Origin of the sequence: Nocardioides segetis (assembly GCF_051390595.1) — a bacterium.
Classification (GTDB): Bacteria; Actinomycetota; Actinomycetes; order Propionibacteriales; family Nocardioidaceae; genus Nocardioides.
On record NZ_JBNINR010000005.1, the window covers coordinates 218,738 to 244,200 of the forward strand.

A 25,463-nucleotide genomic window follows, 5' to 3' on the forward strand; every position below is an offset into this window, starting at 1 on the left:
GTCAGGCGCCTTCCTCTTCCAGAACGGTGATGCCGGGCAGCTCCTTGCCCTCGAGGTACTCCAGGCTCGCGCCGCCGCCGGTCGAGATGTGCCCGAACGCGGACTCGTCGAAGCCGAGCGTGCGCACCGCGGCCGCGGAGTCGCCGCCGCCGACGACCGAGAGGCCGTCGACCTCGGTCAGCGCCGCGGCGACGGCCCGGGTGCCCTCGGCGAACGCGGGCTGCTCGAAGACGCCCATCGGGCCGTTCCAGAACACCGTCCGCGCGTCGGCGAGGGCCGCGGCGAAGGCCGCCGCCGACTCCGGCCCGATGTCGAGGCCGAGGCTGTCGGCCGGGATCGCCGTGGCGGGTACGACGCGCGCCGACGCCTCGTCGCCGAAGCTGTCGGCCACCACGATGTCGGTGGGCAGCACGATCTCGACACCGAGCTCCTTCGCGCGGGCCTGGTAGGCGCGCACGGTGTCGAGCTGGTCCTCCTCGAGCAGGCTGTTGCCCACCTCGAGCCCGTCGGCGTGCAGGAAGGTGAAGACCATGCCGCCGCCGATCAGCAGCTTGTCGGCCTTGCCGAGCAGGTTGTCGATGACACCGAGCTTGTCGGAGACCTTCGAGCCGCCGAGCACGACGACATAGGGACGCTCGGGCGCGACCGTCAGGCGACGCAGGACCTCGACCTCAGCGGCCACCAGGCCACCCATGGCGTGCGGGAGGCGCTGCGCGACGTCGTACACGCTGGCCTGCTTGCGGTGCACGACGCCGAAGCCGTCGGAGACGAAGGCGTCGGCGAGGCCGGCGAGCTGGTCGGCGAAGGCGCCGCGCTCGGCGTCGTCCTTGCTGGTCTCGCCGGCGTTGAAGCGGACGTTCTCGAGCAGCGCGACCTGGCCGTCGGCCAGGGCGCCGACGGTCTCCCGCGCCGAGGCGCCGACGGTGTCGGTCGCGAAGGCGACCGGCGCGCCGAGCAGCTCGCCGAGCCGGGCGGCGACGGGCGCCAGGGAGTACGCCGGGTCGGGCTCGCCCTTCGGACGGCCGAGGTGCGCGGCGACGATCACGCGGGCACCGGCGTCGGCCAGGGCCCGGATGGTCGGCACGCTGGCCCGGATCCGGCCGTCGTCGGTGATCCGGTCGCCGTCCAGCGGGACGTTCAGGTCGGAGCGGACGAGGACGCGCTTGCCGCGGACGCGCTGCAGGAACTCCGGGGCAAGGCCGTTGAAGTCGGTCACAAGCGTCAGAGCCTAGCCGTGGCGCTCAGAGGCCCGCGCCCACGTGGACGATCAGGTCGGCGAGGCGGTTGGAGTAGCCCCATTCGTTGTCGTACCAGCCGGCGACCTTGACCTGGTTGTCGATGACCTTGGTGAGCGGCGCGTCGAAGATGCAGGAGGCCGGGTTGGTCACGATGTCGGAGGACACGATCGGGTCGGTCGAGTAGACGAGATAGCGACCGTCGGCGGCCGCCTTCACGATCGCGTTGACCTCCTCGACGCTCGTGTCGCGGGGCGCCTCGAAGGAGAGGTCGGTCAGCGAGCCCGTGGGCGTCGGCACGCGGAGGGCGTAGCCGTCGAGGCGCCCCTTGAGCTCCGGGAGCACGAGGCCGATCGCCTTGGCGGCTCCGGTCGAGGTGGGCACGATGTTGATCGCGGCGGCGCGGGCCCGGCGCAGGTCCTTGTGGATGTTGTCCTGCAGGTTCTGGTCGGCGGTGTAGGCGTGCACCGTGGTCATCAGGCCCTTGACGATGCCCAGCCCGTCGTTGAGCGCCTTCGCCATGGGCGCCAGGCAGTTGGTGGTGCACGAGGCGTTGGAGATCACGGTGTGCGCGGCCGGGTCGTAGCGGTCCTCGTTGACGCCCATCACGATGGTGACGTCCTCGTTCGACGCCGGGGCGGAGATGATGACCTTCCGTGCGCCGCCGCCGTCGACGTGCGCGCGGGCCTTCGTGGCGTCGGTGAAGAAGCCGGTGGACTCGACCACGACGTCGACGCCGAGGTCGCCCCAGCCGAGGGCGGCGGGGTCGCGCTCGGCGAAGGCCCGGATCTCCGTGCCGCCGACGATGATCGCGGTGTCGGTCGCCTCGACGTCGGCGTCGAGCGGACCGAGGATCGAGTCGTACTTCAGCAGGTGGGCCAGGGTCGCGTTGTCCGTGAGGTCGTTGACTCCGACGATCTCGATGTCGGCGCCGCTCGCGCGGACCGCGCGGAAGAAGTTGCGGCCGATCCGACCGAATCCGTTGATTCCTACACGAACAGTCACTGCGAACCTCCTGGGAGAGCGGACCTACGTCGGTCCTCCGACCCTATCCCGGGGCGCCGCACGACAGGAGGGCGGATGTGATCCGCGCCACAGGCCGGATCAGGACATGGCCGCCGCCGGCTCAGGACACGGTCTCAGGCGTCGCCGGCGAGCATCTCGGGCGTCAGCGACGCCTCGGTGTCCGGTACGCCGAGGTCCTCGGCCCGCTTGTCGGCCATGGCCAGGAGCCGACGGATCCGGCCGGCGATGGCGTCCTTCGTCAGCACCGGCTCGTGCAGCTGGCCCAGCTCCTCCAGCGAGGCCTGCTTGTGCTCCAGCCGGAGCTCGCCGGCCATCCGCAGGTGGTCGGGCACCTCGTCGCCGAGGATCTCCATCGCCCGCTGCACGCGTGCGCCGGCGGTCACCGCCGCCCGTGCCGAGCGCCGCAGATTGGCGTCGTCGAAGTTGGCGAGCCGGTTGGCGGTGGCGCGCACCTCGCGGCGCATGCGCCGCTCCTCCCACGCCATCAGCGTCTCGTGCGCGCCGAGACGCGCCAGGAGCTGGCCGATCGCGTCGCCGTCGCGGATGACGACCCGGTCGACGCCGCGGACCTCGCGTGCCTTGGCCTGGATGCCGAGGCGGCGGGCCACGCCGACGAGGGCGAGGGCGGCCTCGGAGCCGGGGCAGGTGACCTCCAGCGACGAGGACCGGCCGGGCTCGGTCAGCGAGCCGTGCGCGAGGAAGGCGCCGCGCCACGCGGCCACCGCGTCGCAGGCGCCGCCGGACACGACGGCGGGCGGCAGGCCGCGGACCGGACGACCGCGCTGGTCGAGCAGACCGGTCTGGCGGGCCAGGGCCTCGCCGTCCTTGACCACCCGCACGATGTAGCGGCTGCCCTTGCGCAGTCCGCTGCCCTGCACCATCACGACCTCGGAGCCCTGACCGTAGATCTCGGAGATGTCCTTGCGCAGCCGTCGCGCGGCGGCGCCGGTGTCGAGCTCCGCCTCGACGACGATGCGGCCGCCGACGATATGGAGCCCGCCCGCGAACCGCAGCATCGAGGCGACCTCGGCCTTGCGACAGCAGACCTTGGTCACCGGGATGTTGGCGAGCTCCGCCTTGACCTGTGCCGTCATCGCCATAGGGGCGATCCTCCCACGTGGGTCAACAATCCGGCGCCTCGAAGAGGCGGGCGTACGCCGCCGCGAGCTTGGCCGGGTCGTGCCGCGGGCCGCCGTCACCGGCCGCGACGTCGGCGACGACCAGCCGGGCACCGAGGGCGGCGACGGTCTCCTCCAGCTCACGCAGGTCGTCCGCGACCGATCGGCGGTCGGCGAGCACGACGTCGATGCCGAGGTCGGGGGCGTGCTCGGCGAGGACGGCGAGGTGGTCGGCCGGGGCGAAGCCCCCGGTCTCCCCCGCCTGCTCCTCGAGGTTGAGGACGACGACCAGGCGCGCGTCGGTCCCGACGAGGGCCTCGCGCAGCCGCGGGACCAGCAGGTGCGGCAGCACGCTCGTGAACCACGATCCGGGACCGAGGACGACCCAGTCGGCCTGCGCGATCGCGTCGACCACGGCGTCGCTGACCTCGGGGTCCGGCGGGTCCAGCGCGATGGAGGTGATCACGCCGCCGGTCGTCGCCACCTCGACCTGGCCACGCACGGAGGTCAGCCGGTCCGGCTGCTCGACGACGAGTCCGCGGACCTCGGCGGTGATGTCCATCGGCGTCATCGCCATCGGCAGGACGCGCCCCTTGGCGCCGAGCAGCCGGCCGACCCAGTCCAGGGCGTCGACGTGGTCGCCCAGCAGCTCCCAGAGACCGACGATGAGCAGGTTGCCGACGACGTGCCCACGCATCTCCCCGTCACCCGCGAAGCGGTGCTGGAGGACGCGGGCCCAGGTCGCGCCCCACTCGTCGTCGCCGCACAGCGCGGCCAGCGCCATGCGCAGGTCGCCCGGCGGCAGCACCCCGAACTCGCCGCGCAGCCGGCCCGAGGAGCCGCCGTTGTCGGCGACGGTGACGACCGCGGTCAGCTCGTCGACCGTGAGGTCGTCGACCAGGTGCCGGAGCGCGCTGAGCGAGGCGTGGAGGCCGTGACCGCCGCCCAGTGCCACGACCGCCTGCGCCCGCTGGTCCGCCCCGAGCTGCTCGGAGCTCACTCGCGCCCCAGGTCGCGGTGGATGGCACGGGCGACGTGCCCCTGCTCCCCCAGCCGACGGGCGATCTCCTCGGTCATCGCCACGCTGCGGTGCTTGCCGCCGGTGCAGCCGATGGCGACCCGCATGAACCGCTTGCCCTCGCGCACATAGCCCTCGGCCACCCCAGCGAGCAGGGGCACGTAGGCGTCGACGAACTCCTCGGCCCCCGGTCGGCCCAGGACGTACGCCGACACCTCGGGGTCCTGTCCCGTGCGGGGGCGGAGCTCGGGCACCCAGTGCGGATTCGGAAGGAAGCGCATGTCGGCGACGTAGTCGGCGTCCACCGGGATGCCGTACTTGAAGCCGAAGCTGATCACCGAGACCCGGAGCCGGGTCGTCTCGTGGGTGCCGAACGAGTCCGCGATCCGGTCGGTGAGCTGGTGCACGTTGAGGCCGGTCGTGTCGATGACCAGGTCGGCCTCGGAGCGGAGGTCGGCGAGGACGACCCGCTCCCGCTGCAGCCCGTCGAGGAGGCGCCCGCCCTGCTGCAACGGGTGCGGCCGGCGCGCGGCCTCCTGGCGACGGACCAGGACCTCGTCGGTCGCGTCGAGGAAGACCAGGGTCGTCACCCGGCCGGCCACGCCGTGGGCGAGGGCACTGCGCAGGCCCTGGAAGAACGACCCGGAGCGGACGTCGACCACGACCGCGACCGGCTGGGCCGGCCCGTGACTCTCGTCGACGAGACGGACGACCTCCGGCAACAGGCTGGGCGGCAGGTTGTCGACGACGAAGAAGCCGAGGTCCTCGAGCTCCTTCGCCGCGGTGCTGCGGCCCGCACCGGTCATGCCGGTGACGACCACGAGCTGGCCGTGCGTGTCATCCATGGGCGTCATTGTGCCCAGTGGCGGGCTCCAGGGCCTCCTTGATGGCGCTCGCCGTCCGCGGCCCCACCCCCGGGACGGCCGCGATGTCGTCGACCGACGCGGCACGCAGCTTGCGCAGCGAGCCGAAGTGCCGCAGCAGCGTCTTGCGGCGCACCTCACCGAGGCCCGGGACCTCGTCGAGCAGACTCTCGACCATCGACTTCGAGCGGCGGTTGCGGTGGTGGGCGATCGCGAACCGGTGCGCCTCGTCGCGGACGCGCTGGAGGAGGTAGAGACCCTCGGAGGTGCGCGGCAGGATCACCGGGTCCTCCTCGCCCGGCACCCAGACCTCCTCCAGGCGCTTGGCCAGGCCGCAGACGGGGATGTCGTCGATGCCCAGCTCGTCGAGCGCGCGCTGCGCGGCGGCGACCTGCGGAGCGCCGCCGTCGACCACGACGAGCCCGGGCGCGTAGGCGAACTTCCGCGGCCGGCCGGTGTCGGGGTCGACCAGCATCGGTCCGGTGCCGGCGTCGGGGTCGCCCGGCCGCAGCTCCGAGCGCGCCTGCTCGTCGAGGAGCCGTCGGAACCGCCGCGTGATCACCTCGTGCATGGCCTTGACGTCGTCGGAGCCGTCCTGGTCCTTGATCACGAACCGGCGGTACTCCCCCTTGCGGGCCAGACCGTCCTCGAACACCACCATCGAGGCCACGATCTCGGTGCCCTGGATGTGGGAGACGTCGTAGCACTCGATCCGCAACGGCGCCTCGACGAGGTCGAGCGCCTCCGCGATCTCGGCGAGCGCCCGGTTGCGGGTGGTCAGGTCGCTGGCCCGCTTGGTCTTGTGCAGGGCCAGCGACTCCGTGGCGTTGCGGGCGACGGTCTCCTGCAGGGTCCGCTTGTCGCCGCGCTGCGGCACCCGGATCTCGACGCGGGAGCCGCGCAGGTCGCCGAGGAGCTGCTCGAAGGTCGCGTGCTCGGCCGGCAGCGCCGGCACCAGGATCTCGCGGGGCACGGCATCGCGCGCGTCCTCGGGCGCCACGCCGGCGTAGAGCTGGAGCAGGAAGTCCTCGACGAGGGCGGCCGTGTCGCCGTCGTCGGTGCGGTCCGCGACCCAGCCCCGCTGGCCGCGGATCCGACCGCCGCGGACGTAGAACACCTGGACCGCGACCTCGAGCGGGTCCTCCGCGAGCGCGATCACGTCGGCGTCGGATCCGTCGCCGAACACGACCGCCTGCTTCTCGAGCGCCTTGTTCATGGCGCCGAGGTCGTCGCGCAGCCGAGCCGCCTTCTCAAAGTCGAGGGCGTCGGAGGCGGCGTACATCTCCTGCTCGATGCGCTTCATGAACGGCCGGGTCCGCCCGGCCATGAACTCGCAGAAGTCGTCGACGATCGCACGGTGCTCCTCCGGCGAGATGTTGCCGACGCACGGGGCCGAGCACTTGTCGATGTAGCCGAGCAGGCAGGGGCGCCCGATCTGGCTGGACCTCTTGAAGACGCCGTTGCTGCACGAGCGCATCGGGAAGACGCGCAGGAGGATGTCGACGGTCTCGCGGATCGCCCAGGCATGGCTGTAGGGACCGAAGTAGCGGGTGCCCTTGCGCTTCGCGCCGCGCCCGACCATGACCCGCGGGAACTCCTCCGCCACGGTGACCGCGAGCCACGGGTAGGACTTGTCGTCGCGGTACTTCACGTTGAAGCGCGGGTCGTACTCCTTGATCCAGGAGTACTCCAGCTGCAGCGCCTCGACCTCGGTCCCGACGACGGTCCACTCGACCGAGGTCGCGGTGGTGACCATGGTCGCGGTGCGCGGGTGGAGATTGGCGATGTCCTGGAAGTACGACGACAGCCGGGCCCGGAGGTTCTTGGCCTTGCCGACGTAGACCACGCGGCCGGTGCGGTCACGGAACCGATAGACCCCCGGCTGGGTGGGGATCGAGCCGGGCTTGGGCCGGTACGACAGCGCGGGTGCCACGTCCACCAGCCTACGGAGCGGCGCCGACAACCACTTACCAGCGTTAGTCACGTGCTTTACTAGACATATGCGATGTCGGGATGCCTACGGCTACGAGCTCACCACCGGTCCCCAGGCCGCCGACGCCTACGTCGACGGCATCCGCGACCTCCTCCGCCTGCGTACCGGTGCCGCCGACCGGATCGCCACGTCCATCGCCCTCGATCCGACGTTCGCGCTCGGCCACGCGGCGCTCGCCCTGCTCGGCCACGAGATGTGCGTGGAGGTCGACATCACCGCCCGGCTCGCCGACGCCCGGCTGCACGCGGCCCGCGCCACGGAGCGGGAGCGCAGCCACGTGCACGCCGTCGAGCAGCACCTGCGGGGCGACGCCGCGCCGCTGGTGGCGCACCTGTCGTCGTACCCGCGCGACGCGCTGCTGCTCTCCGTCGCCATGCCGACCATCGCGTTCGCCGGCGTCACCGACGTGCCGGAGACGGCCTGGCGGATCGTCGAGAGTGCGGCGCCGGCGTACGGCGACGATCCCTGGATCACCGGACTGATGGCCTTCGTGCGCCAGGAGCAGCGGCGCTTCGACGAGGCGATGGACCTGTCCTGCCGCTCGCTCGCCGCCGAGCCGTCCGGAGGACATGCTGCCCACGCGCGGGCCCACGCTCACTACGAGACGGGCGATCATGCGGCCGGCCTCGCCTGGATGGACGGGTGGATCACCGGCGCCGGTGCGGCCACCGACAGCCTGACCCACTTCTCGTGGCACGCGGCGCTCCACGAGCTGTCGATCGGCGACCTGGCGGCCGTCCGGAGTCGCTACGACAGCCAACTGCAGCCCCGCCACGCCGTCGGCTGCCGAGCCCTCGTCGACAGCGGGTCGCTGCTCTTCCGCTGGGCGATCACGCCCGACGCCCTCGACGTGCCGTCCCTCGCCGAGGTCGCCGCCGTCACCGGCCGTGACGTGCTCGAACGGCCCGGGACGGCCTTCCTCGGTCTGCATGCCGCGGTGGCGCTGCTGGCCGTCGACGACCGGGCCGCTCTGCAGCGGCTCGCCGACTGGTGCGCCGCACACCCCAACCCGACCCACCGCGAGGTGGTGGCCCCGCTCGCCGCCGCCCTCGGCCTTCTCGCGGCGGAGCGGAGCTCGGCGGCCGCCGACCGCCTCGCCGCGCTGGGTGGGTCGATCTGGCGCCTCGGCGGGTCCGACGCTCAGCGCGAGATCGTCGAGGAGGCCCGGATCGCCGCCCTCCTGCGCGCCGCGCGGTACGACGAGGCGCGGCAGGTCCTCGACGCGCGGCTGGACCGGCGGGAGTCGCCGCGCGACCGCCGCTGGCAGGTCCAGTGCGGTCCGGTGGATCCCGGATCTCAGGCGGCGAGGATCCGGTCGCCCTCGACGGTGATGTCGACGGCCGCCAGCGGCCCGGCGGCCGGTCCGCCCTCGACCTCGCCGGTTGTCGCCGAGTAGGACGAACCGTGGTTGGCACAGCGGATCGTGCCGTCCTCGACCGAGGTCACGAGGAGGCTCTGGTGCGTGCAGACGGCCGTGAACGCGAGGAACGTGCCCGCCGTCGGCTGGGTGAGCACGATCTTCTCGTCGGCGAGGACGATGCCGCCGCCCACGGGAACCTCCGCCGTGGTCGCGAGCTCGGCGCCCGCGGTCAGCTTCGGCGCGGACGAGCCGCCGTCCCCGTCGTCACCGGCACAGCCGGCCAGCGCGGCGGCCACGCCGAGCGCCCCGAGACCCGAGAAGACGATGCGCCGGCTGGCGCGGATGTCGCCGATCCCCGTCATGCGCGGCGGACCTCGCCGTCGACGACCGTGATCGCGACCTCGTCCAGTGGCCCGTTGGCCGGGCCACCCTCGACCGATCCGTCGGCGACCGAGAAGGAGCTGTCGTGACAGGGACAGTGGATGGAGCCGTCCGAGACCGAGCCCACCAGACAGCCCTGGTGGGTGCAGACGGCGGTGAACGCCTTGAACTCCCCCGCCGCCGGCTGGGTGACGACGATCTCCTCGTCGCTCAGCACCACGCCGCCCCCGACCGGCACCGCATCGGTCGCGACGAGGCCACCCGCCGCAGGCGTCGAGCCGGCGGTCCCGTCGGTCGGCGCCGACGACGCCGGCGAGGTCGAGGTGGGTGCGTCGGTCACGGGGTCGTCGGCCGTCGATGCGCCCTCGTCACCACACGCGGCCAGGAGAGGGACGCCGACGCCGAGTGTCGCGACCCCGGTCAGGGCGCGCCGCCGGCTCACGGAGGAAGTCATGGCGCCAGGCTACGGGTGCCTCGTGAGAGCCGGCTGAGGACCGCGAGCGCGCTGCGGTGCGACGTGGACCCGGCGGCCGGGCCAGAGACGTTCCTCACCCCGGGAGGGGCGGTCAGACCGACGGCAGCGATCCGCCGAGCGCCGTTGCCCGCTCGGCGGAGTCCCATTCCTTCAAGACCGCCCCGGCGTGGCGCGCCACGCTGGGATGCATGAACCTTCGGCTGAACGACTCACTGCTGGACGCCATCGACCTGCGGACCACCCCGCTCCATCTCGGCCTCGGGTGCCGATCCCGGCCTGTCGAGGGCTTCGCCTTCGAGCCCGCCGCGATCGAGGCCTATGCCGACGCGGTCGCTGACGACGGTCTCGAAGGACGCCTGGTCGTTCTCATCGACGAGCAGGGCCGGGGCGGCCACTGGGAGAGGCATCCGGGCGGCGAGGAGGTGATCGTCTGTGTCAGCGGAGCGATCACCGTCCTCCGAGAGATCGACGGAGAGGTCCAGGAGGTCACGCTCGAGGCGGGTGAGGCCACCGTGAACCCCGCCGGCGTGTGGCATGCCGTCGACACCGTGGGCGAAGCGCGGATCCTGACCATCACCCCGGGGCTCGGCACGGAGCACCGCGCTCGGTGACCCGGTCAGAGCATCTAGTGGGCGAGCGTCTCGCCGCGCCGCCACTCCGTCGGCGTACAGCCGGTGAAGTCGCGCCAGTCCCGCACGAGATGCGCCTGATCCGCGAAGCCGGTCGCGGTCGCGATGTGCGACCACGCGAGCTCGTCGTCGCTCGTGGCCAGGGCGTGCGCGTGCTCGAACCGCAGCACCCGTGCGGCCTCCTTGGGCGTCAGGCCGATCTCGTCCCGGAACCGTCTGCCGAGGTGGCGACGACTCCAGCCGAGCTCGTCCGCCAGGTGCCCGATCCGGATCGCTCCACGGGAGCTCAGCAGCCGCCGCCAGGCCTCGGCGACCTCCGGCTGCAGATGGAGGTCGCGAGCTCGGCCGGCAGAGCGGTCCTGTGCGGCCCTGACGAGGACGTCGTCCAGCACGGTGAACCGTTCGTCCCACGAGCGGGCGGCGCGCATCCGCTCGGTGAGTTCGACCGCCCGCCGGCCGAGGACGGCGTCGAGATGAAGGACCTCTCCTGCCAGCCCGGCCGACGGCATCCCGAAGAGCGCCCGCGCACCGAGTGGGGTCAGGGAGATGCGGACGCCGTACTGGTTGCCGTCGTGGCGAATGGCCACCGCCGTCGACGACAGGCCGCCCACGACCGCCTCGAACCGGCCCTGCCGGGCCGTGCACCCCGCGACCTCGACGATGTCCAGCGGCTCGGCGAGCGGAACCACCAGTGTGAGGGACCGCCCCGGCGCACCGCGGTGGATGCCGGGAGCGAATCCGTGCTGCCGGAATCCGACGTACGAGACGACAGAGCGCCGCAACGCGGGGCACGGCCGCGCCAGCACCCTCGTCGCAGCACCCACGACCATCTCGCCAATCTACGGGCGGGCCCAAGCCCTTCGTCGCAGGGAGGAACATGATGATCCGCCTGGCCAGCATCGGTGACAGCCTCACCCGCGCCCAGCTCAGCGCCGACTACGTCGGTCCGCTCGGCGACCTCGCGGGTGGACGGATCTCGGCGCGCCGCTTCGGCGTCAACGGCGACTTCGCGTGGAACCTGCTCCAACGGCTCGACGAGATCGTGTCGGCGCCCGCCGACGTCGTCACCGTCATGATCGGGACCAACGACGCGAGAGCGAGCCTGCCCCGATTCGACGTCGGCCGATGGCGAGCACGCAAGGGCTTGCCCACCGACCCGTCGCCCGGATGGTTCCGCGACTGCCTCGGGACGGTGGTGGCGCGACTCAGGTCGGAGACCGACGCACAGGTCGCGCTGGCGTCGATCCCCGTGCTCGGCCAGGACCCGAACGCCGCGCCTGCCCTCGCGTCGACCCGGTACAGCCGGATGATCGCCGAGCTCGCGGCGAGCGAGGACGTCCGCTACCTGCCGGTCCACGAGCGGCAGGTAGCGGAGCTGGCGAGCCAGCGACCCGCCGCCGTGCCGTTCCGGGAGCCGACCGCGGCGGGGCACCTCGCCACCGCCCTCCGGCGTGGGGTTCTGCGCCGCAGCCTCGACTCGATCGCCCGCGAGCGGGGTCTGCTCCTGACCGTCGATCACATCCACCAGAACACCCGCGGCGCGGCCCTGATCGCCGAGGTGATGCACGCCGGACTCACGCAGGAGGGCTGAGGCAGCGACGCCGTGCCGAGCCTCGCTCGGTCGCGGTGATCGGACGCGCCGGTCAGTTCGCGGCCGATGCCCCCGGCTGCAGCTCATCGAGCGAGGTGCAGTCCTGCACTCTCGCCGGCGATGCGAACCAACCACCATCCGCCACCGGGGTGACGATGCAGTCGGACCGACCTACCGAGACCCAGACCGAGCATCAATCCCGGGTCTGGCCGTCGCCAAGGCCGCCTGCCCGTCGCAGCTCATCGAGGGAGTTGCAGCCCTCCAATCTCGCCGGCGAAGCGAACCAACCGCCACCCTCCACCGGGGTGACGATGTAGTCGGACCGACCTACCGTGACCCAGACCGGAACGTCACCGCCGGTGGCGAACGGGGCGAAAATCGCCTCGTCGACCGCGAACCTCGCCGCGACAGCGTCCACCGCGTCCGCCACCGAGTCAGCGCCGACGGTGTCGGCGGTCGGGAAGCGATCGATGTCGAGCATCGGGACACTGCCCTCGGGGCACAGCTGCGCGACGATGTCCCCCGCCGCCCTCTTCGACACCGATGGGGAGGCGGTCACCTGGCTCCCATCAGCGTGGGCGACGTTTCCGACGACCCATCCGGACCCGACGACGGCCGACAACGCGGCTACCGACACTGCAACGACTGTCGTGCGCCCCGTGCGCTTCTTCAACGTCTCGCCTTCCTCTGGATCCTCAGCAGGTGCTCACAGGACCGAGGATGTGGAGCTTCGACCCTGGAGCATCGCGGCAACCACCAAGAACGACCGTGCGCCAATGACGAGACGTTCAGGGCTCCTGATCCGCAAACTACGTCCGATGTAGGCGGCGTCCGACGAACACATGAAGACGCGAGCGAATAGGTCGCACACTTGTCACCGGCCTGACAGATCCGACGAGATCGCGTCACCGTCCAACAGTTGTGCTCCGGTTGGTGTCATCGTTCACGCCGCGAATCACGAGCCTTCCCTGCGGAGAGGCCGGCGTCTGGTCACTTCCTCGCGGCCGGCGAGGTCCTCTTGGTCGTGGCCTTCTTCGCGGGAGCCGTGGTGGCCGCGGACTTCTTCGCGGCCGACTTCTTGGCGGCGGACTTCTTCGCGGCCGCCTTCTTCGTCGGGACGACCGCCGACGGCGGCCGCTTGAGCCCGGTCGGCTGCTCCGCCGCCCGGCCGTCGAGCAAGGGCCGCAGGAAGTGGCCCGTGTGGCTGCCGGGCGTCGCGGCGATGTCCTCGGGGGTGCCCTCGGCGACGACGGTGCCGCCCCGGGAGCCGCCCTCGGGTCCCATGTCGATGATCCAGTCGGCCGTCTTGATGACGTCGAGGTTGTGCTCGATGACGAGCACGGTGTTGCCCTTGTCGACGAGTCCGGACAGCACACCGAGCAGCTTGCGGATGTCCTCGAAGTGCAGTCCCGTGGTGGGCTCGTCCAGGACGTAGACGGTGCGGCCGGTCGAGCGCTTCTGGAGCTCCGCGGCCAGCTTGACCCGCTGTGCCTCACCACCCGACAGCGTCGTCGCCGGCTGGCCGAGTCGGACGTAGCCGAGGCCGACCTCGGTGAGCGTCTTCATGTGGCGCGCGATCGCGGGCACCGCGGCGAAGAAGTCCTGGGCCTCCTCGATCGGCATGTCGAGGACCTCGGCGATCGTCTTCCCCTTGTAGTGGACCTCGAGCGTCTCGCGGTTGTAGCGGGCGCCGTGGCAGACCTCGCAGGGGACGTAGACGTCGGGCAGGAAGTTCATCTCGATCTTGATCGTGCCGTCGCCGGCGCACGCCTCGCAGCGGCCGCCCTTGACGTTGAACGAGAAGCGACCCTGCTGGTAGCCGCGCACCTTCGCCTCGGGGGTCTGCGCGAAGAGCTTGCGGACGTGGTCGAACACGCCGGTGTAGGTCGCCGGGTTGGACCGCGGGGTGCGGCCGATCGGCGACTGGTCGACGTGGATCACCTTGTCGACGTGCTCGAGGCCGGTGATCCGCTGGTGACGGCCCGGGATGGCGCGGGCGTTGTAGATCTGCTTGGCCAGCGAGGTGTAGAGGATGTCGTTGACGAGCGTGGACTTGCCGGACCCGGAGACGCCGGTGACGGCGGTGAAGACGCCGAGCGGGAAGGTGACGTCGACGTCCTTGAGGTTGTGCTCGCGGGCGCCGACGACCTTGAGCTCGCGGCCCTTCGTCCGCGGGCGGCGTACGGCGGGCACGGGGATCTCGCGCCGTCCGGAGAGGTACTGCCCCGTCATCGAGTCCGGGTGCTCGAGCAGGTCCTTGACCGTGCCGGAGTGGACCACCTGGCCGCCGTGCTCGCCGGCGCCCGGGCCGATGTCGACGATCCAGTCGGCGACCCGGATGGTGTCCTCGTCGTGCTCGACCACGATCAGCGTGTTGCCGAGGTCCTTGAGTCGGACCAGGGTCTCGATCAGCTTCTGGTTGTCGCGCTGGTGCAGGCCGATGGACGGCTCGTCGAGGACGTAGAGGACGCCGACCAGCCCGGCGCCGATCTGCGTCGCCAGCCGGATCCGCTGCGCCTCGCCTCCCGACAGCGAGCCGGAGGGCCGGTCGAGCGAGAGGTAGTCGAGGCCCACGTCGAGCAGGAAGTTGAGACGCTCCTGGATCTCCTTGAGCACCCGCTCGCCGATCTGACGCTCCCGCGCGGACAGCTCGAGGTCCGCGAGGTAGGCGGACGCCTCGTTGATGGGCAGCGCGCACACCTCGGCGATGTTCTTGCCGCCGCGGTCGCGCGGACCGAGGGTGACCGACATCGAGACCGGCTTGAGCCGGCTGCCGGCGCACACGGGGCAGGGCACCTCGCGCATGAAGCCCTCGAACCGCTCCCGGCTGGTGTCGCTCTCGGCCTCGCGGTGCCGGCGCTCGACGTAGGTCCGCACGCCCTCGAAGTCGGCGTAATAGGAGCGCTCGCGGCCGTAGCGGTTGCGGGTGACGACGTGCACCTTGGTGGGGTGGCCCTCGAGGATCGCCTTGCGCGCCTTGGCCGACAGCTGCTCCCACGGCGTGTCGACGTCGAAGCCGAGCTCCTCGCCGAGCGCGATGAGCAGGCGCCCGAAGTAGTCGGCGACGTGCGCGTGGCTCCACGGCTGCAGCGCGCCCTCCGCCAGGGTCGCGGAGGGGTCGGGCACGACCAGCTCGGGGTCGACCTCCATCCGGGTGCCGAGACCGGTGCAGGCGGGGCAGGCGCCGAACGGCGAGTTGAAGGAGAAGGAGCGCGGCTCGAGGTCGTCGGTCTCGATCGGGTGGTCGTTGGGACAGGCCATCTTCTCGGAGAACTTGAGCTCCTGGCCGGTGTCGACGAGGTCGAAGACGACGAGGCCGCCCGCGAGCCCGAGCGCGGTCTCGACAGAGTCGGTGAGCCGGCGCTTGGCCGACTCCTTGACCGCGAGCCGGTCGACGACGACCTCGATCGTGTGCTTGAGCTTCTTGTCGAGCGTGGGCGGGCTGTCGAGGTTGTGGGTCTCGCCGTCGACCCGGGCCCGGGAGAAGCCCTGGGTCTGCAGCTGCCGGAAGAGCTCGACGTACTCGCCCTTGCGCCCGCGCACCACCGGCGCCAGCACCTGGAACCGGGTGCCCTCGTCGAGCGTCAGCATGCGGTCGACGATCTGCTGCGGCGTCTGCCGCTCGATCGGCGCTCCGCAGGTCGGGCAGTGCGCGCGGCCGGCCCGGGCGTAGAGCAGGCGGAGGTAGTCGTAGACCTCGGTGATCGTGCCGACGGTCGAGCGCGGGTTCTTGGACGTGGACTTCTGGTCGATCGACACCGCGGGCGAGAGGCCCTCGATGAAGTCGACGTCGGGCTTGTCCATCTGGCCGAGGAACTGCCGGGCGTACGCCGACAGCGACTCGACGTAGCGGCGCTGGCCCTCGGCGAAGATGGTGTCGAACGCCAGGCTCGACTTGCCGGAGCCGGAGAGTCCCGTGAACACGATCAGGGAGTCGCGGGGAAGGTCGATCGAGACGTCCTTGAGGTTGTGCTCGCGTGCCCCACGGATGATCAGCTGATCGGTCACTACCGGTCCAATTCCCTCGAAGTGCGTTTCGAACAAGTGTTCGCCATCGTACGCCGGGCAGGCAAGCCGCCGCGCGTACGGAACAGCCTCTCACCCACCACCGACAGCCCTCCTGTCCACGACGACCGGGCGGGCATGATGGGCGCGTGACCTCCCTCACCGCCGCGACCGAGCGGCTCCTCACCACGGCCCGGTCCCTCACGGACGACGACTGGGCGGCCCCCTCCCTGTGCGCCGGCTGGAGCCGCGCGCACGTGCTCGCGCACCTGGCGCTCAACGCCGAGGGGCTCGCCGGCGTGCTCCGGGGCATCCGGGACGGGCGACCGACCACGATGTACGCCTCCGACGGAGCCCGGGACGGCGACATCGACGTCCTCGCCGCCGAGCCGCCGGCCGTCGTCCTCGACCGCCTCGTCGCCGGCAGCGCGGCGTTCGCCGAGGTGGCGGGAGTCGCGGACGGCCTGGCGCCCGGCACCACCTTCGAGCGGACGCCCGGGGGCCAGCTCATGCCGGCGGACCGGATCCCCGGGCTGCGGCTGCGGGAGGTCGAGATCCACCACGCCGACCTCGCGGCGGGCTACTCCGCCACGGACTGGCCGCCGGCGACCGCGATGGAGTTCCTCGGCCACGACGCCGCGCGCTACGACGGCCCCGGCTTCCACGTGGTCGCCACCGACGAGCCGGCCCGGTGGGCCTTCGGCTCCCCGGCCGCGGGCGCGCCGACGGTCAGTGGGCCTCTCGGCGCCCTCGCCTGGTGGGCGACCGGCCGCGAGCCGGCGGCACTACTGTCGAGCACGACCGGAACGCTGCCGATCCTGGAGGGACGATGAACCAGCCCACGAGCTACACCGGAGAGGTCACGGTCGGCGGCGCCGCCGACGTGCGCGAGCTGACCGACCTGACGATCACCAAGGTCGCCGTCGACGAGAAGATGTCGAACAACTGCTACCTCCTGCGCTGCAACGGCTCCGGCGAGCAGGTCCTGATCGACGCCGCCGCGGCACCCGAGACGCTGCTGCCGCTCGTCGGCGACGCCGGGCTCACCGCCGTCGTCACCACCCACCAGCACTGGGACCACCACCGGGCCCTGGCGGACGTCGTCCGCGCCACCGGTGCGTCCGTCGTGGCCGGTGAGCCCGACGCGGACGCCATCACCGAGCAGACGGGGGTCCCGGTCGACCGCCGCGTCGCCGACGGCGACACCGTCGCGGTCGGGTCGTGCGTCCTGGAGGTCATCCGGATCACCGGCCACACACCCGGCTCGATCTGCCTGCTCTACCGCGACCCCTCCGGGCACCCGCACCTGTTCACCGGCGACTCGCTCTTCCCCGGCGGCGTCGGCAACACCTTCGGCGACGCCGACGCCTTCGCGACGCTCGTCGACGACGTCGAGACCAAGCTGTTCGGCGCGCTGCCCGACGACACCTGGTTCTACCCGGGGCACGGCAACGACTCACAGCTCGGCGTCGAGCGCCCGCACCTCGCGCAGTGGCGCGAGAGGGGCTGGTGACCGGCTCGGTGGAGGAGCAGGTCGCCCTGTACGGCGACGACGGCCGTCCCACCGGCGCGGTGGTGCCGCGCTCGCAGATGCGCGCGCGCAACCTCCGCCACGCCGCGACCCTGGTCGTCGTGCGCAACAGCGCCGGTGAGGTCTACGTGCACCGGCGCACCGACACCAAGGACGTGTTCCCCGGCCGCTACGACTTCGCGGCGGGCGGCGTCCTCCAGGCCGGCGAGGACCCGTACGACGCCGCGGTGCGCGAGGCGGCCGAGGAGCTGGGGGTCACCGGCGTGGCGCTGCAGCCGATCGGCGAGGACGACTACGCCGACGAGCACACGACGTACCACGCCTTCGCCTACACCTGCGTCTACGACGGCCCGATCACCTGGCAGCCCGAGGAGGTCGCCTGGGGCGCATGGGTCGACGTGGAGCGGCTGCGCGCGATGGTGGCGACGCTGCCGTTCGTGCCCGACACCGTGGCGGTGCTGGGCGACCGACTCATGCCGGAGGCGTGAACCCGCGGCGCGCGGCGGCGACCTCCTCGCGCGTCACGCAGCCGACGAGGTGGTCGTTGAGCAGGCCCATCGCCTGCATGAAGGCGAACATGGTGGTGGGGCCGACGAACTTCCAGCCACGCTTCTTCAAGTCCCGCGACAGCGCGACCGCTGCGGGCGAGGTGGTGAGCGTCTGCGGCTCCCCCAGCTCGTCGGCGGCCGGCTCGAACCGCCACAGGTAGGCCGCGAGCGAGCCGTGCTCGGCGACGGTCTCGATCGCGCGGGCGGCGTTGTTGATGGCGGCCTCGATCTTGCCGCGGTGACGCACGATGCCGGCGTCGGCGAGCAGGCGCTCCACCTCGCGCTCGTCGAAGCCGGCGACCACGTGGAAGTCGAAGCCGGCGAAGGCGGCGCGGAAGGCCGGACGCTTGACCAAGATGGTGCGCCAGCTCAGCCCGGCCTGGAAGCCCTCGAGGCAGATCTTCTCGAACAGCCGCTGGTCATCGGCGACGGGGAAGCCCCACTCCGCGTCGTGGTAGGGCAGCTCGTCGGGCGAGAGGGACCAGCGACAGCGCGGGCGGCCGTCGGGGCCGGGGGCGGGGGTGTTCATGCCCCCGACCCTCCCACGGGCCGCCGACAGGTCCGGCTCCCTGGCGGAGCGATGTAACGGCGCGGGCGCCTGGCGACATGTACCGGGTGACGAACGATTCGACCACGAAGGAGCGTCACCCATGACCATCGCCCGCACCGCCGCAGCCGCGGCCGTCCTCGCCCTGGGCGTGTCCATCGCACCGCTCACCGGAGCGGTGGCGAACCCGCCGGCCGACACTCCCTGCGCCAAGCAGCAGGCCCAGCTGGACAAGGCGGAGGCCAAGCTCGAGTCCCTGACCGCCAAGCTCGCCGCGAAGAAGGAGGCGATCGCCGAGGCGAAGGCCGAGGTCAAGGCGTCCGAGACGGCCAAGGAGAAGCGCAACGCGAAGGCCGAGCTCGCCACGGCCAAGGAGAAGAAGCAGCACGTCCAGAAGGCGAAGAAGTTCCAGGTCCAGCGCGTCGAGCACGCTCAGGAGCGCCTCGACAAGTGCCTGGCCAAGAACCCGGCACCCGCCCCGGCTCCGGCGCCCGCCGCCTGACGAGCGGCACCGAGGCCAACGGCCGCCGGCTGCATCCTAGGGGGGTGCAGCCGGCGGCCGTTGTCGCGCCGGACGACGAGTGCCCGCTCCTCTAGGAGTAGCTGATCTTGACCGTGTCGGTCAGCGGCACGGACTGGCAGCCGAGACGGATGCCGTCGTCGAGGTCGTCCTGGTCCAAGACGTCGTTGTGGAGCATCTTGACGTCACCCTCGATGAGCCGGATGGCGCAGGCGGAGCACTCGCCCTCGCGGCAGGAGTACGGCGCCTTGACGCCCTTGCTCTCGAGGAAGTCGAGCAGCTTCGCGCGGGGATCCCAGTCGTCGAACGTGAACTCCTCGCCGTCCAGCTCGACCTCGACCTTCACCGGGCCCGCGGGCGCGTCGGAGAAGACGTCGGCCGCCGCGCCGTCGTCGTCGGACTCCGCGAGGGCGATCTCGTTCTCGGCGCGCTGGAGCTCCTCGAGGTCGCCGAAGGGGTTGCCGCCGAGAGAGACGAACTTCTCCTGGTGTCGCAGGCTGCGTGGGACGTCGAGCTCCTTGAGCACCGTGGTCACCATCTTCATGAACGGCGCCGGGCCGCAGACGAACGAGTCGAAGCCGCCGTACTCCGCGGCGAAGGCCTTCATCTGCGCGGTCGACGGGATGCCCTGCACGGACTCCAGCCAGTGGATGACCTGGAGCCGCTCGGGGTGCTCCGCGGCGAGTCGGGTCAGCTCGGCGGCGAAGATCACCGAGCTCTCGTCGCGGTTGGCGTAGAACAGCACGATCCGGCCCGTGCCCTCCGCGAGGGCGGTGCGGGTGATCGACATGATCGGCGTCACACCGGAGCCGCCCGCGAAGAGCAGCAGATCCGCGTCGAGCGACGACGGGGTGAAGATGCCCGAGGGGGGCAGCACCCGCAGCGTGTCACCGACCGCGAGGTTGTCGCAGATCCAGTTCGAGGCGTAGCCGTCGGCGGTGCGCTTGACGGTCACGGTGAGCGGCCCGCCGTCGTGCGGGCTGCTGGACAGCGAGTAGCACCGCGCCGCGATGCCGGTCTGCTCGCTCGGCACCGCGACGGTCAGGAACTGGCCCGGCCGGTAGCCGAACTTCTCCTCCGCGCCCGCGGGCACGGCGAAGCTGATGGACTTCGCGTCGGCGGTCTCCTCGACCACGTCGACGACGTCCAGCACGAAGGACTCGATGTCCACGGGTCTCCCATTCCTCAGAAGATGGCTCAGTAGCCGTCGTACGCGCCGATCGGGACGGCTCCGGCCCGAACCGCGTCGTCGATGCTAGCCATCAGTCGCGCACACGGCCGGTGCACGTCCCGCCCTCCGGGCGTCTGGCCTCGTCGCTGGAACTCTTGGCAGTCGGCGCGAGCCTCGGCGTTCCACTGCACCGACGTCTGGTGCTCGCTGTTCTTCTTGACCCGGACCCGGGCGAGGCAGTCGAGGCACGCGACGTCGACCAGCCGCTCCTCGGTGTAGCGGCGCAGGTCCTCGAGGGTCTCGTCGCTGGTCGGCAGGAAGGACGCCATGACGGCTCGGCCGCCTCAGGCGTCCGCCGGCGCGGCCGCCTCGGCCGCGGCCTCGGCGGCGGCGCGCTTGGCCAGGTTCTCCGCGACCTCGGCGTGCCAGTACTCGTTGGCCTTGGTGGTGTCGACCTCGAACTCGAACCGGTCGGTCATCTCGGGCTTGATGTCGGCGACGTCGACGTAGAACTGCTCGTACCAGCGGCGCAGCTGGTAGACGGGGCCGTCCTCCTCGCACAGCAGCGGGTTCTGGACCGCCACCTTGTTCTCCCAGATCGCGACGTCCTGGAGGAAGCCGTCGCCGAAGGACTCGGTGTAGCGCTCGGCGATGTAGGCGCAGGTCTTGTCGTCGAGGCCCTCGGGCTTGCGCACGCTGATGCCGTACTGCAGCGTGAAGGACTCGGGCCCGGTCGGGATGTGGCAGTTGATGAGGATGACCTCGGTGACGAAGCCCTTGTAGTCGACCTCGAGCCAGTTGATCATGTAGGCCGGTCCGTAGTAGGTCGCCACGGACTTGAGGGTCGAGTTCTCGTCGCCGTATCCACCGCCCGAGGTGTCGGGGCGCCCCTTCGACTCCATGAACTGGGTCGCGGTGTGGCCGTCGAAGATGTTGCGGAAGCTCGTCGGGAACGCGAAGTGGACGTAGTAGAAGTGCGCCATGTCCGCGACGTTGTCGATCAGCTCGCGGCAGTGCGAGCCGTTGATCTCCTTGGTGTGCCACGACCACGGCGTGTACTTGTCCGTCATGACGTCGGGCAGCTCGGGCGGCAGGATGTCGTGATCGGCCGCCGAGCCCTCCGGGTCGTGCCAGATCAGGAGCTGCCCGTTGCGCACGACGGTCTCGTAGCGCTGCGTCCGGGCGCGCAGCGGCACCCGGCGCGCGTAGGGGATCTCCTTGCACTTGCCGTCGCCGCCCCACCGCCAGTCGTGGAACGGGCACGCGACGTGGTCGCCCTTGACCTCGCCCTGCGTCAGGTCGCCGCCCATGTGCCGGCAGTAGCCGTCGAGCGCGTTGAGCTCGCCCTTGCTGTCCTGCCAGACCACCAGCTTGCCGCCGAAGCCCTGGACCGCGTGCGGCTTGCCGTCCGCGAAGTCCGAGGCCAGACCCAAGCAGTGCCAGCCGCGCGCGAAGCGGATCGGCGTCGTCCCGAGGTCGAGACTGCGCACAACGGAGTTGCGGGTGTCGGTCATGTAGAACACGTTACAGTTTTGCCGTTAGGGTGACAACAACCCGACCCCCCGATCCGCCTGCAACGATCGTCACAGGAGAGCCGATGCACATCGATCTGGAGCCGCAGCAGGTCGCGCTGCGCGAGGAGCTCCGTGAGTACTTCGCCCAGCTCGTCACCCCCGAGATCCGCGCCGGCCTCGCGTCGGCGACCGGAGAGTTCGGCGAGGCCGGGGTCTACAAGGACGTCATCCGCCAGATCGGCGCCGACGGCTGGCTCGGCATCGGCTGGCCCAAGGAGTACGGCGGCCAGGCCCGCTCCATGGTCGAGCAGCTGATCTTCACCGACGTCGCCGCGATCGCCGGTGTGCCGATCCCCTACCTGACGCTCAACACGGTCGGCCCGACGATCATGCGCTTCGGGTCGACCGAGCAGAAGGAGTTCTTCCTGCCGAGGATCCTGGCCGGCGAGCTGCACTTCTCGATCGGCTACTCCGAGCCCGGTTCGGGCACCGACCTCGCGTCACTGCAGACCAAGGCGACGCTCGAGGGCGACGAGTGGGTGATCAACGGACAGAAGATGTGGACCTCGCTCATCCAGTACGCCGACTGGCTCTGGCTGGCGTGCCGCACCGAGCCCGACGCCCCCCGCCACAAGGGACTGTCGATGATCCTGGTCCCCGCCGACGCGCAAGGCGTGTCGTACACCCCCGTCCACACCGTCGCCGGCGTCGGCACCTCGGCGACGTACTACTCCGACGTCCGCGTCCCGGCCACCAACCTGGTCAGCGAGCGGGGCGGCGGCTGGGCGCTGATGACGAACCAGCTCAACCACGAGCGGGTGGCTCTCACCTCGGCGGCGCCGCTGCAGCACTCCCTGACCCTGGTCAAGGACTGGGCAGCCGAGACCCGCAACCCCGACGGCACCCGCGTCATCGACACCGAGTGGGTGCAGATCGCGCTCGGCCGCGCCCACGCCCGGATCGAGGCGCTGACCCTCATCAACTGGAAGCTCGCCGCCGACGCGGACCACGGCGTCGCGCTCTCGCCGGCCGAGGCGTCGGCCACGAAGATCTACGGCTCCGAGCTGGCGACCGAGGTCTACCGCTCGCTCATGGAGATCGTCGGGCCGCACGCCGGCGTGACCGGCGACTCCCCCGGCGCGGTGCTCGCCGGGCGCCTCGAGCGGTTCCACCGGTCCTCGCTGGTGATGACCTTCGGTGGTGGCACCAACGAGATCCAGCGCGACATCATCGGGTACGTCGGCCTCGGCCTGCCCGCCGCCAAGCGAGCCTGACGCGTCGACAGGAGACGGACATGGACTTTCTCTTCACCCCCGAGCAGGACGAGGCCGCCGAGCTCGCGGCGCGGATCCTCGCCGACAAGACGACCAACGAGCGGCTCAAGGAGGTCGAGGCCGGCGGTGACCGGTTCGACCGCGCACTGTGGAAGGACCTCGGCGACGCCGGGCTGCTGAGCCTGCATCTGCCCGAGGATCAGGGGGGCGCCGGCCTCGGGCTCATCGAGCTCGCCCGCGTGCTCGTCGAGGTCGGGAAGCGGGTCGCGCCCGTCCCGCTGGCGGTCCACGGCGCCTGCACCGCGCTGCTCGCCGCGCACGGCGTGACCGTCGGCGACCGGCTCTACGCCGCCGCGGTCGCCGAGGAGCGTGCGCACCTGCCGGCCGCACCCACCGTCACCGCATCGGCCGACGGCGCCCTGACCGGCGTGAAGACGCTGGTGCGCGCCGGCATGGCCGCGGACGCCCTGCTCGTCACGGCCACCGGTCCGTCCGGGCCGGGGGTCCACCTCGTCGACGTCACGGCGCCGGGCGTCGAGCGGGTCGCGCAGAGGACCAGCGACGGCGACGCCGCGGCCCTGGTGACCCTCTCCGGCGCCCTCTCCACCCCGGTGGGCGGCGGGGAGGCACCGGAGCGCCTCGGCCAGCTCCTCGTCGCCCTCGCCGCGGCCGAGCAGCTCGGCGTGACCGAGGGCGCACTGCGCCTGACGGCGGAGTACGCCAAGACCCGCGAGCAGTTCGGCCGCCCGATCGGCACCTTCCAGGCGGTCTCGCAGCGCCTGGCCGACGGGTTCATCGACGTCCTCGGCCAGCGACTCACCCTGTGGCAGGCGGTGTGGCGCCTCGAGGAGGGGCTGCCCGCGGCGAGCGAGGTCGCCACCGCGAAGCTGTGGGCCGCCGACGCGGGCCACCGGATCGCCCACACGACCGTCCACGTCCACGGCGGCGTCGGCATCGACCTCGACGGGGAGGCGCACCGCTACTTCACCAGCGGCAAGCGCTTCGAGTTCCTCTTCGGCGGCGCGACCGAGCAGGCGCTGGCGATCGGCCGGGCGTTCTCGGCGGCCGGGTAGTCCGCGGCGAGGACGAGCGAAGGACGGATCCAGCCCCGTGACGGTCCGTGACCTCCTCCTCGCCCGCGCCGACGACGACCGTCCGGCACTGCGCTGGCGGGATGCGGGCGCGATCCGCGAGCTCTCCTGGCGCCGGTACGTCGGCGCGGCGGCCCGCCTCGCGGAGCGGGTCGAGCGCGGGCTCGATCCGGCGCGGCCGCCGCACGTCGGGGTGCTGCTCCCCAACGGGCCGGCCTTCGCGCTGCACCTGGCCGCGGCCGGGCTGGGCGGCCACGTCCTCGTCGGGCTGAACACCACCCGTCGGGGCGCGGCCCTCGACGCCGACATCGCCAAGGCCGACTGCCAGGTCGTCGTCGACGCCGCGGACCTCGCGCTGGCGGCCCTCGCCGAGTCCGGCGACGGCGTGGTGCCGGACGCGTCGCCGACGCCCGACTCGCTGTTCATGCTGATCTTCACCAGCGGCACCAGCGGCTCGCCGAAGGCCGTGCGGGTGACGCACGAGAAGATCACCGGCCCCGGCACCCACCTCGTCGGCCGGCTCGGCCTCAGCGCCGACGACGTGCACTACGTGTCGATGCCGCTGTTCCACTCCAACGCCGTGATGGCGGGCTGGGCGCCGGCGCTGACCACCGGCGCCCCGTTCGCGGTCGCCGGCTTCTCCGCCCGCGGGTTCCTGCCCGACGTGCGAGACTTCGGCGCGACCTACGCCAACTACGTCGGCAAGCCGCTGACCTACGTCCTGGCCACCCCCGCACGGCCGGACGACGCCGAGAACCCGCTCCGGCTGGTCTTCGGCAACGAGGCCAACGACGCGGATATCGCGGCGTTCGCCACGCGCTTCGGGTGCGAGGTCGTCGACTCCTACTCCTCGACCGAGAACGCCGTCATCGTCCAGCGGCGCCCGGGCATGCCGCGCGGGTCCCTCGGCATGCCGCTGCCGGGGGTCGCGGTGCTGGACCCGGACTCCGGGGACGTCACCGCCGATGCCGAGTTCGACGCCTCCGGCCGGCTGCTCAACCCGGACCGGGCGATCGGCGAGCTGGTCAACACCACCGGTGCCGGAGCGTTCGCCGGCTACTACAACGACCCCGAGGCCGAGGCCGAGCGGATGCGCGGCGGCAGGTACTGGTCCGGCGACCTCGCCTACCGCGACGCCGACGGATGGGTGTACTTCGCGGGCCGATCCGGCGAGTGGCTGCGCGTCGACGGGGAGAACCTGGCGGCGGCCCCCATCGAGCGGATCCTGCTGCGGCACCCGGCCGTCGCCGAGGCGGCCGTGTACGCCGTACCGGACCCGAAGGTCGGCGACCAGGTCGCCTGCGCGCTCATCCTGCGCGGTCCGCTGACCCCCCGCGATCTCGAGACGTTCCTCGCCGAGCAGGCGGACCTCTCCCCCAAGGCCTGGCCGCGCTACGTGCGGATCGTCGGCGACCTGCCCCGCACGGCCACCAACAAGGTGGTCAAGCGAGAGCTGACGGCCGCCGGAGTCGCGCCGACCTCCGACCCACCGCTCTGGACACGCGCCGAGCGGGGCACGTCGTACGACTGACCGGGCCCGCGGCTCCGCCCGCATCAGCCGGCATCGGGCCTG

The 25,463-nt window shown here is 71.8% G+C and carries 25 protein-coding genes; 10 read left to right on the forward strand and 15 right to left on the reverse strand.

Features of this window, described 5'->3' with window-relative positions; genetic code table 11:
• Position 1 precedes the first annotated feature (1 nt).
• From ACPZVR_RS11695 to uvrC, 6 genes are all read right to left on the reverse strand, one after another.
• Positions 2 to 1,216, reverse strand: coding sequence for a phosphoglycerate kinase (locus ACPZVR_RS11695; protein WP_436699757.1), 1,215 nt, complete (start codon positions 1,214 to 1,216; stop codon positions 2 to 4).
• 25 nt (positions 1,217 to 1,241) lie between these two features.
• On the reverse strand, positions 1,242 to 2,240 hold the full coding sequence (gap, locus tag ACPZVR_RS11700; protein WP_436699758.1) for a type I glyceraldehyde-3-phosphate dehydrogenase: 999 nt from the start codon (positions 2,238 to 2,240) through the stop codon (positions 1,242 to 1,244).
• A gap of 134 nt (positions 2,241 to 2,374) precedes the next feature.
• Complete coding sequence (whiA, locus tag ACPZVR_RS11705; RefSeq protein ID WP_282404599.1) at positions 2,375 to 3,361, reverse strand: DNA-binding protein WhiA; 987 nt, start codon at positions 3,359 to 3,361, stop codon at positions 2,375 to 2,377.
• 22 nt (positions 3,362 to 3,383) lie between these two features.
• A complete protein-coding gene (locus ACPZVR_RS11710) occupies positions 3,384 to 4,379 on the reverse strand; it encodes a gluconeogenesis factor YvcK family protein (RefSeq protein ID WP_436699759.1) in 996 nt (331 codons plus the stop codon).
• Positions 4,376 to 5,242 (reverse strand): RNase adapter RapZ, encoded by an 867-nt coding sequence (gene rapZ / locus ACPZVR_RS11715; protein ID WP_436699760.1) that lies wholly within the window; start codon positions 5,240 to 5,242, stop codon positions 4,376 to 4,378. The genes ACPZVR_RS11710 and rapZ overlap by 4 nt, the downstream gene beginning before the upstream one ends.
• On the reverse strand, positions 5,235 to 7,193 hold the full coding sequence (gene uvrC, locus ACPZVR_RS11720) for an excinuclease ABC subunit UvrC (RefSeq protein WP_436699761.1): 1,959 nt from the start codon (positions 7,191 to 7,193) through the stop codon (positions 5,235 to 5,237). Before uvrC ends, rapZ begins: the two co-directional genes overlap by 8 nt.
• A 67-nt stretch (positions 7,194 to 7,260) precedes the next feature.
• Between uvrC and ACPZVR_RS11725 the strand changes: the two genes are divergently transcribed.
• Positions 7,261 to 8,649, forward strand: a complete 1,389-nt coding sequence (locus tag ACPZVR_RS11725; protein ID WP_436699762.1) for a tetratricopeptide repeat protein — start codon at positions 7,261 to 7,263, stop codon at positions 8,647 to 8,649.
• Here the strand turns inward: ACPZVR_RS11725 and ACPZVR_RS11730 are convergent.
• Both ACPZVR_RS11730 and ACPZVR_RS11735 read right to left on the reverse strand, forming a co-directional pair.
• Complete coding sequence (locus tag ACPZVR_RS11730; RefSeq protein ID WP_436699763.1) at positions 8,550 to 8,975, reverse strand: Rieske (2Fe-2S) protein; 426 nt, start codon at positions 8,973 to 8,975, stop codon at positions 8,550 to 8,552. The two genes, ACPZVR_RS11725 and ACPZVR_RS11730, sit on opposite strands and share 100 nt — an antisense overlap.
• On the reverse strand, positions 8,972 to 9,448 hold the full coding sequence (locus ACPZVR_RS11735; RefSeq protein WP_436699764.1) for a Rieske (2Fe-2S) protein: 477 nt from the start codon (positions 9,446 to 9,448) through the stop codon (positions 8,972 to 8,974). Before ACPZVR_RS11735 ends, ACPZVR_RS11730 begins: the two co-directional genes overlap by 4 nt.
• Positions 9,449 to 9,657: 209 nt before the next feature.
• Here ACPZVR_RS11735 and ACPZVR_RS11740 point away from each other — a divergent pair, with 209 nt between their 5' ends.
• Positions 9,658 to 10,080 (forward strand): cupin domain-containing protein, encoded by a 423-nt coding sequence (locus ACPZVR_RS11740; RefSeq protein WP_436699765.1) that lies wholly within the window; start codon positions 9,658 to 9,660, stop codon positions 10,078 to 10,080.
• A 14-nt stretch (positions 10,081 to 10,094) separates the two neighbouring features.
• Here the strand turns inward: ACPZVR_RS11740 and ACPZVR_RS11745 are convergent, their stop codons facing one another.
• A complete protein-coding gene (locus ACPZVR_RS11745; protein WP_436699766.1) occupies positions 10,095 to 10,787 on the reverse strand; it encodes an AraC family transcriptional regulator in 693 nt (230 codons plus the stop codon).
• A 188-nt stretch (positions 10,788 to 10,975) separates the two neighbouring features.
• Here ACPZVR_RS11745 and ACPZVR_RS11750 point away from each other — a divergent pair, with 188 nt between their 5' ends.
• On the forward strand, positions 10,976 to 11,689 hold the full coding sequence (locus tag ACPZVR_RS11750; RefSeq protein WP_436699767.1) for an SGNH/GDSL hydrolase family protein: 714 nt from the start codon (positions 10,976 to 10,978) through the stop codon (positions 11,687 to 11,689).
• Between the two features lie 193 nt (positions 11,690 to 11,882).
• Here ACPZVR_RS11750 and ACPZVR_RS11755 read toward each other — a convergent pair whose 3' ends face one another.
• Positions 11,883 to 12,362, reverse strand: a complete 480-nt coding sequence (locus ACPZVR_RS11755) for a hypothetical protein (protein ID WP_436699768.1) — start codon at positions 12,360 to 12,362, stop codon at positions 11,883 to 11,885.
• Positions 12,363 to 12,679: 317 nt separating this feature from the next.
• Positions 12,680 to 15,697, reverse strand: coding sequence for an excinuclease ABC subunit UvrA (gene uvrA, locus ACPZVR_RS11760; protein ID WP_436699769.1), 3,018 nt, complete (start codon positions 15,695 to 15,697; stop codon positions 12,680 to 12,682).
• Positions 15,698 to 15,843: 146 nt separating this feature from the next.
• Here uvrA and ACPZVR_RS11765 point away from each other — a divergent pair, with 146 nt between their 5' ends.
• From ACPZVR_RS11765 to ACPZVR_RS11775, 3 genes are read left to right on the forward strand one after another with little or no spacing between them, the layout of a single operon-like run.
• Positions 15,844 to 16,527: a maleylpyruvate isomerase family mycothiol-dependent enzyme gene (locus ACPZVR_RS11765; protein ID WP_436699770.1), complete on the forward strand. Its 684-nt coding sequence runs from the start codon at positions 15,844 to 15,846 to the stop codon at positions 16,525 to 16,527.
• Positions 16,524 to 17,207, forward strand: a complete 684-nt coding sequence (locus tag ACPZVR_RS11770; RefSeq protein WP_436699771.1) for an MBL fold metallo-hydrolase — start codon at positions 16,524 to 16,526, stop codon at positions 17,205 to 17,207. The genes ACPZVR_RS11765 and ACPZVR_RS11770 overlap by 4 nt, the downstream gene beginning before the upstream one ends.
• The gene (locus ACPZVR_RS11775) at positions 17,204 to 17,713 is read left to right on the forward strand and encodes an NUDIX hydrolase (protein ID WP_436699773.1); all 510 of its coding nucleotides are present in this window, start codon (positions 17,204 to 17,206) and stop codon (positions 17,711 to 17,713) included. The genes ACPZVR_RS11770 and ACPZVR_RS11775 overlap by 4 nt, the downstream gene beginning before the upstream one ends.
• Here ACPZVR_RS11775 and ACPZVR_RS11780 read toward each other — a convergent pair.
• Positions 17,697 to 18,302, reverse strand: coding sequence for a DNA-3-methyladenine glycosylase I (locus tag ACPZVR_RS11780; RefSeq protein ID WP_436699774.1), 606 nt, complete (start codon positions 18,300 to 18,302; stop codon positions 17,697 to 17,699). The genes ACPZVR_RS11775 and ACPZVR_RS11780 overlap by 17 nt on opposite strands.
• A 121-nt stretch (positions 18,303 to 18,423) precedes the next feature.
• Here ACPZVR_RS11780 and ACPZVR_RS11785 point away from each other — a divergent pair, with 121 nt between their 5' ends.
• A complete protein-coding gene (locus tag ACPZVR_RS11785; RefSeq protein WP_436699775.1) occupies positions 18,424 to 18,822 on the forward strand; it encodes a hypothetical protein in 399 nt (132 codons plus the stop codon).
• A gap of 91 nt (positions 18,823 to 18,913) precedes the next feature.
• Here ACPZVR_RS11785 and ACPZVR_RS11790 read toward each other — a convergent pair whose 3' ends face one another.
• From ACPZVR_RS11790 to ACPZVR_RS11800, 3 genes are read right to left on the reverse strand one after another with little or no spacing between them, the layout of a single operon-like run.
• The gene (locus tag ACPZVR_RS11790; protein WP_436699776.1) at positions 18,914 to 20,011 is read right to left on the reverse strand and encodes a 2Fe-2S iron-sulfur cluster-binding protein; all 1,098 of its coding nucleotides are present in this window, start codon (positions 20,009 to 20,011) and stop codon (positions 18,914 to 18,916) included.
• A 26-nt stretch (positions 20,012 to 20,037) separates the two neighbouring features.
• A complete protein-coding gene (locus ACPZVR_RS11795) occupies positions 20,038 to 20,340 on the reverse strand; it encodes a hypothetical protein (protein ID WP_436699777.1) in 303 nt (100 codons plus the stop codon).
• A 15-nt stretch (positions 20,341 to 20,355) separates the two neighbouring features.
• Complete coding sequence (locus ACPZVR_RS11800; protein WP_436699778.1) at positions 20,356 to 21,525, reverse strand: 3-ketosteroid-9-alpha-monooxygenase, oxygenase component; 1,170 nt, start codon at positions 21,523 to 21,525, stop codon at positions 20,356 to 20,358.
• Between the two features lie 83 nt (positions 21,526 to 21,608).
• On the opposite strand from ACPZVR_RS11800, the gene ACPZVR_RS11805 reads away from it, so the two are divergent.
• The 3 genes from ACPZVR_RS11805 to ACPZVR_RS11815 are packed head-to-tail and all read left to right on the forward strand — an operon-like array spanning position 21,609 to position 25,421.
• Positions 21,609 to 22,799 (forward strand): acyl-CoA dehydrogenase family protein, encoded by a 1,191-nt coding sequence (locus ACPZVR_RS11805; protein WP_436699779.1) that lies wholly within the window; start codon positions 21,609 to 21,611, stop codon positions 22,797 to 22,799.
• A 20-nt stretch (positions 22,800 to 22,819) separates the two neighbouring features.
• Positions 22,820 to 23,872 carry an acyl-CoA dehydrogenase family protein gene (locus ACPZVR_RS11810; protein ID WP_436699780.1) on the forward strand — a complete coding sequence of 351 codons (1,053 nt, stop codon included), beginning with the start codon at positions 22,820 to 22,822 and terminating at the stop codon, positions 23,870 to 23,872.
• A gap of 37 nt (positions 23,873 to 23,909) precedes the next feature.
• Entirely contained in the window at positions 23,910 to 25,421 is a 1,512-nt protein-coding gene (locus ACPZVR_RS11815) for an AMP-binding protein (protein WP_436699781.1), read from the forward strand.
• The last annotated feature ends 42 nt before the right edge of the window (positions 25,422 to 25,463 follow it).

Bases quoted from the DNA above. Each gene is read 5' to 3' on its own strand.
- whiA (WP_282404599.1), bottom strand. From the start codon at position 3,361: ATGGCGATGACGGCACAGGTCAAGGCGGAGCTCGCCAACATCCCGGTG.
- rapZ (WP_436699760.1), bottom strand. From the start codon at position 5,242: ATGGATGACACGCACGGCCAGCTCGTGGTCGTCACCGGCATGACCGGT.
- ACPZVR_RS11725 (WP_436699762.1), top strand. From the start codon at position 7,261: ATGCGATGTCGGGATGCCTACGGCTACGAGCTCACCACCGGTCCCCAG.
- ACPZVR_RS11730 (WP_436699763.1), bottom strand. From the start codon at position 8,975: ATGACGGGGATCGGCGACATCCGCGCCAGCCGGCGCATCGTCTTCTCG.
- ACPZVR_RS11735 (WP_436699764.1), bottom strand. From the start codon at position 9,448: ATGACTTCCTCCGTGAGCCGGCGGCGCGCCCTGACCGGGGTCGCGACA.
- ACPZVR_RS11740 (WP_436699765.1), top strand. From the start codon at position 9,658: ATGAACCTTCGGCTGAACGACTCACTGCTGGACGCCATCGACCTGCGG.
- ACPZVR_RS11750 (WP_436699767.1), top strand. From the start codon at position 10,976: ATGATGATCCGCCTGGCCAGCATCGGTGACAGCCTCACCCGCGCCCAG.
- ACPZVR_RS11770 (WP_436699771.1), top strand. From the start codon at position 16,524: ATGAACCAGCCCACGAGCTACACCGGAGAGGTCACGGTCGGCGGCGCC.
- ACPZVR_RS11780 (WP_436699774.1), bottom strand. From the start codon at position 18,302: ATGAACACCCCCGCCCCCGGCCCCGACGGCCGCCCGCGCTGTCGCTGG.
- ACPZVR_RS11785 (WP_436699775.1), top strand. From the start codon at position 18,424: ATGACCATCGCCCGCACCGCCGCAGCCGCGGCCGTCCTCGCCCTGGGC.
- ACPZVR_RS11795 (WP_436699777.1), bottom strand. From the start codon at position 20,340: ATGGCGTCCTTCCTGCCGACCAGCGACGAGACCCTCGAGGACCTGCGC.
- ACPZVR_RS11800 (WP_436699778.1), bottom strand. From the start codon at position 21,525: ATGACCGACACCCGCAACTCCGTTGTGCGCAGTCTCGACCTCGGGACG.
- ACPZVR_RS11805 (WP_436699779.1), top strand. From the start codon at position 21,609: ATGCACATCGATCTGGAGCCGCAGCAGGTCGCGCTGCGCGAGGAGCTC.
- ACPZVR_RS11810 (WP_436699780.1), top strand. From the start codon at position 22,820: ATGGACTTTCTCTTCACCCCCGAGCAGGACGAGGCCGCCGAGCTCGCG.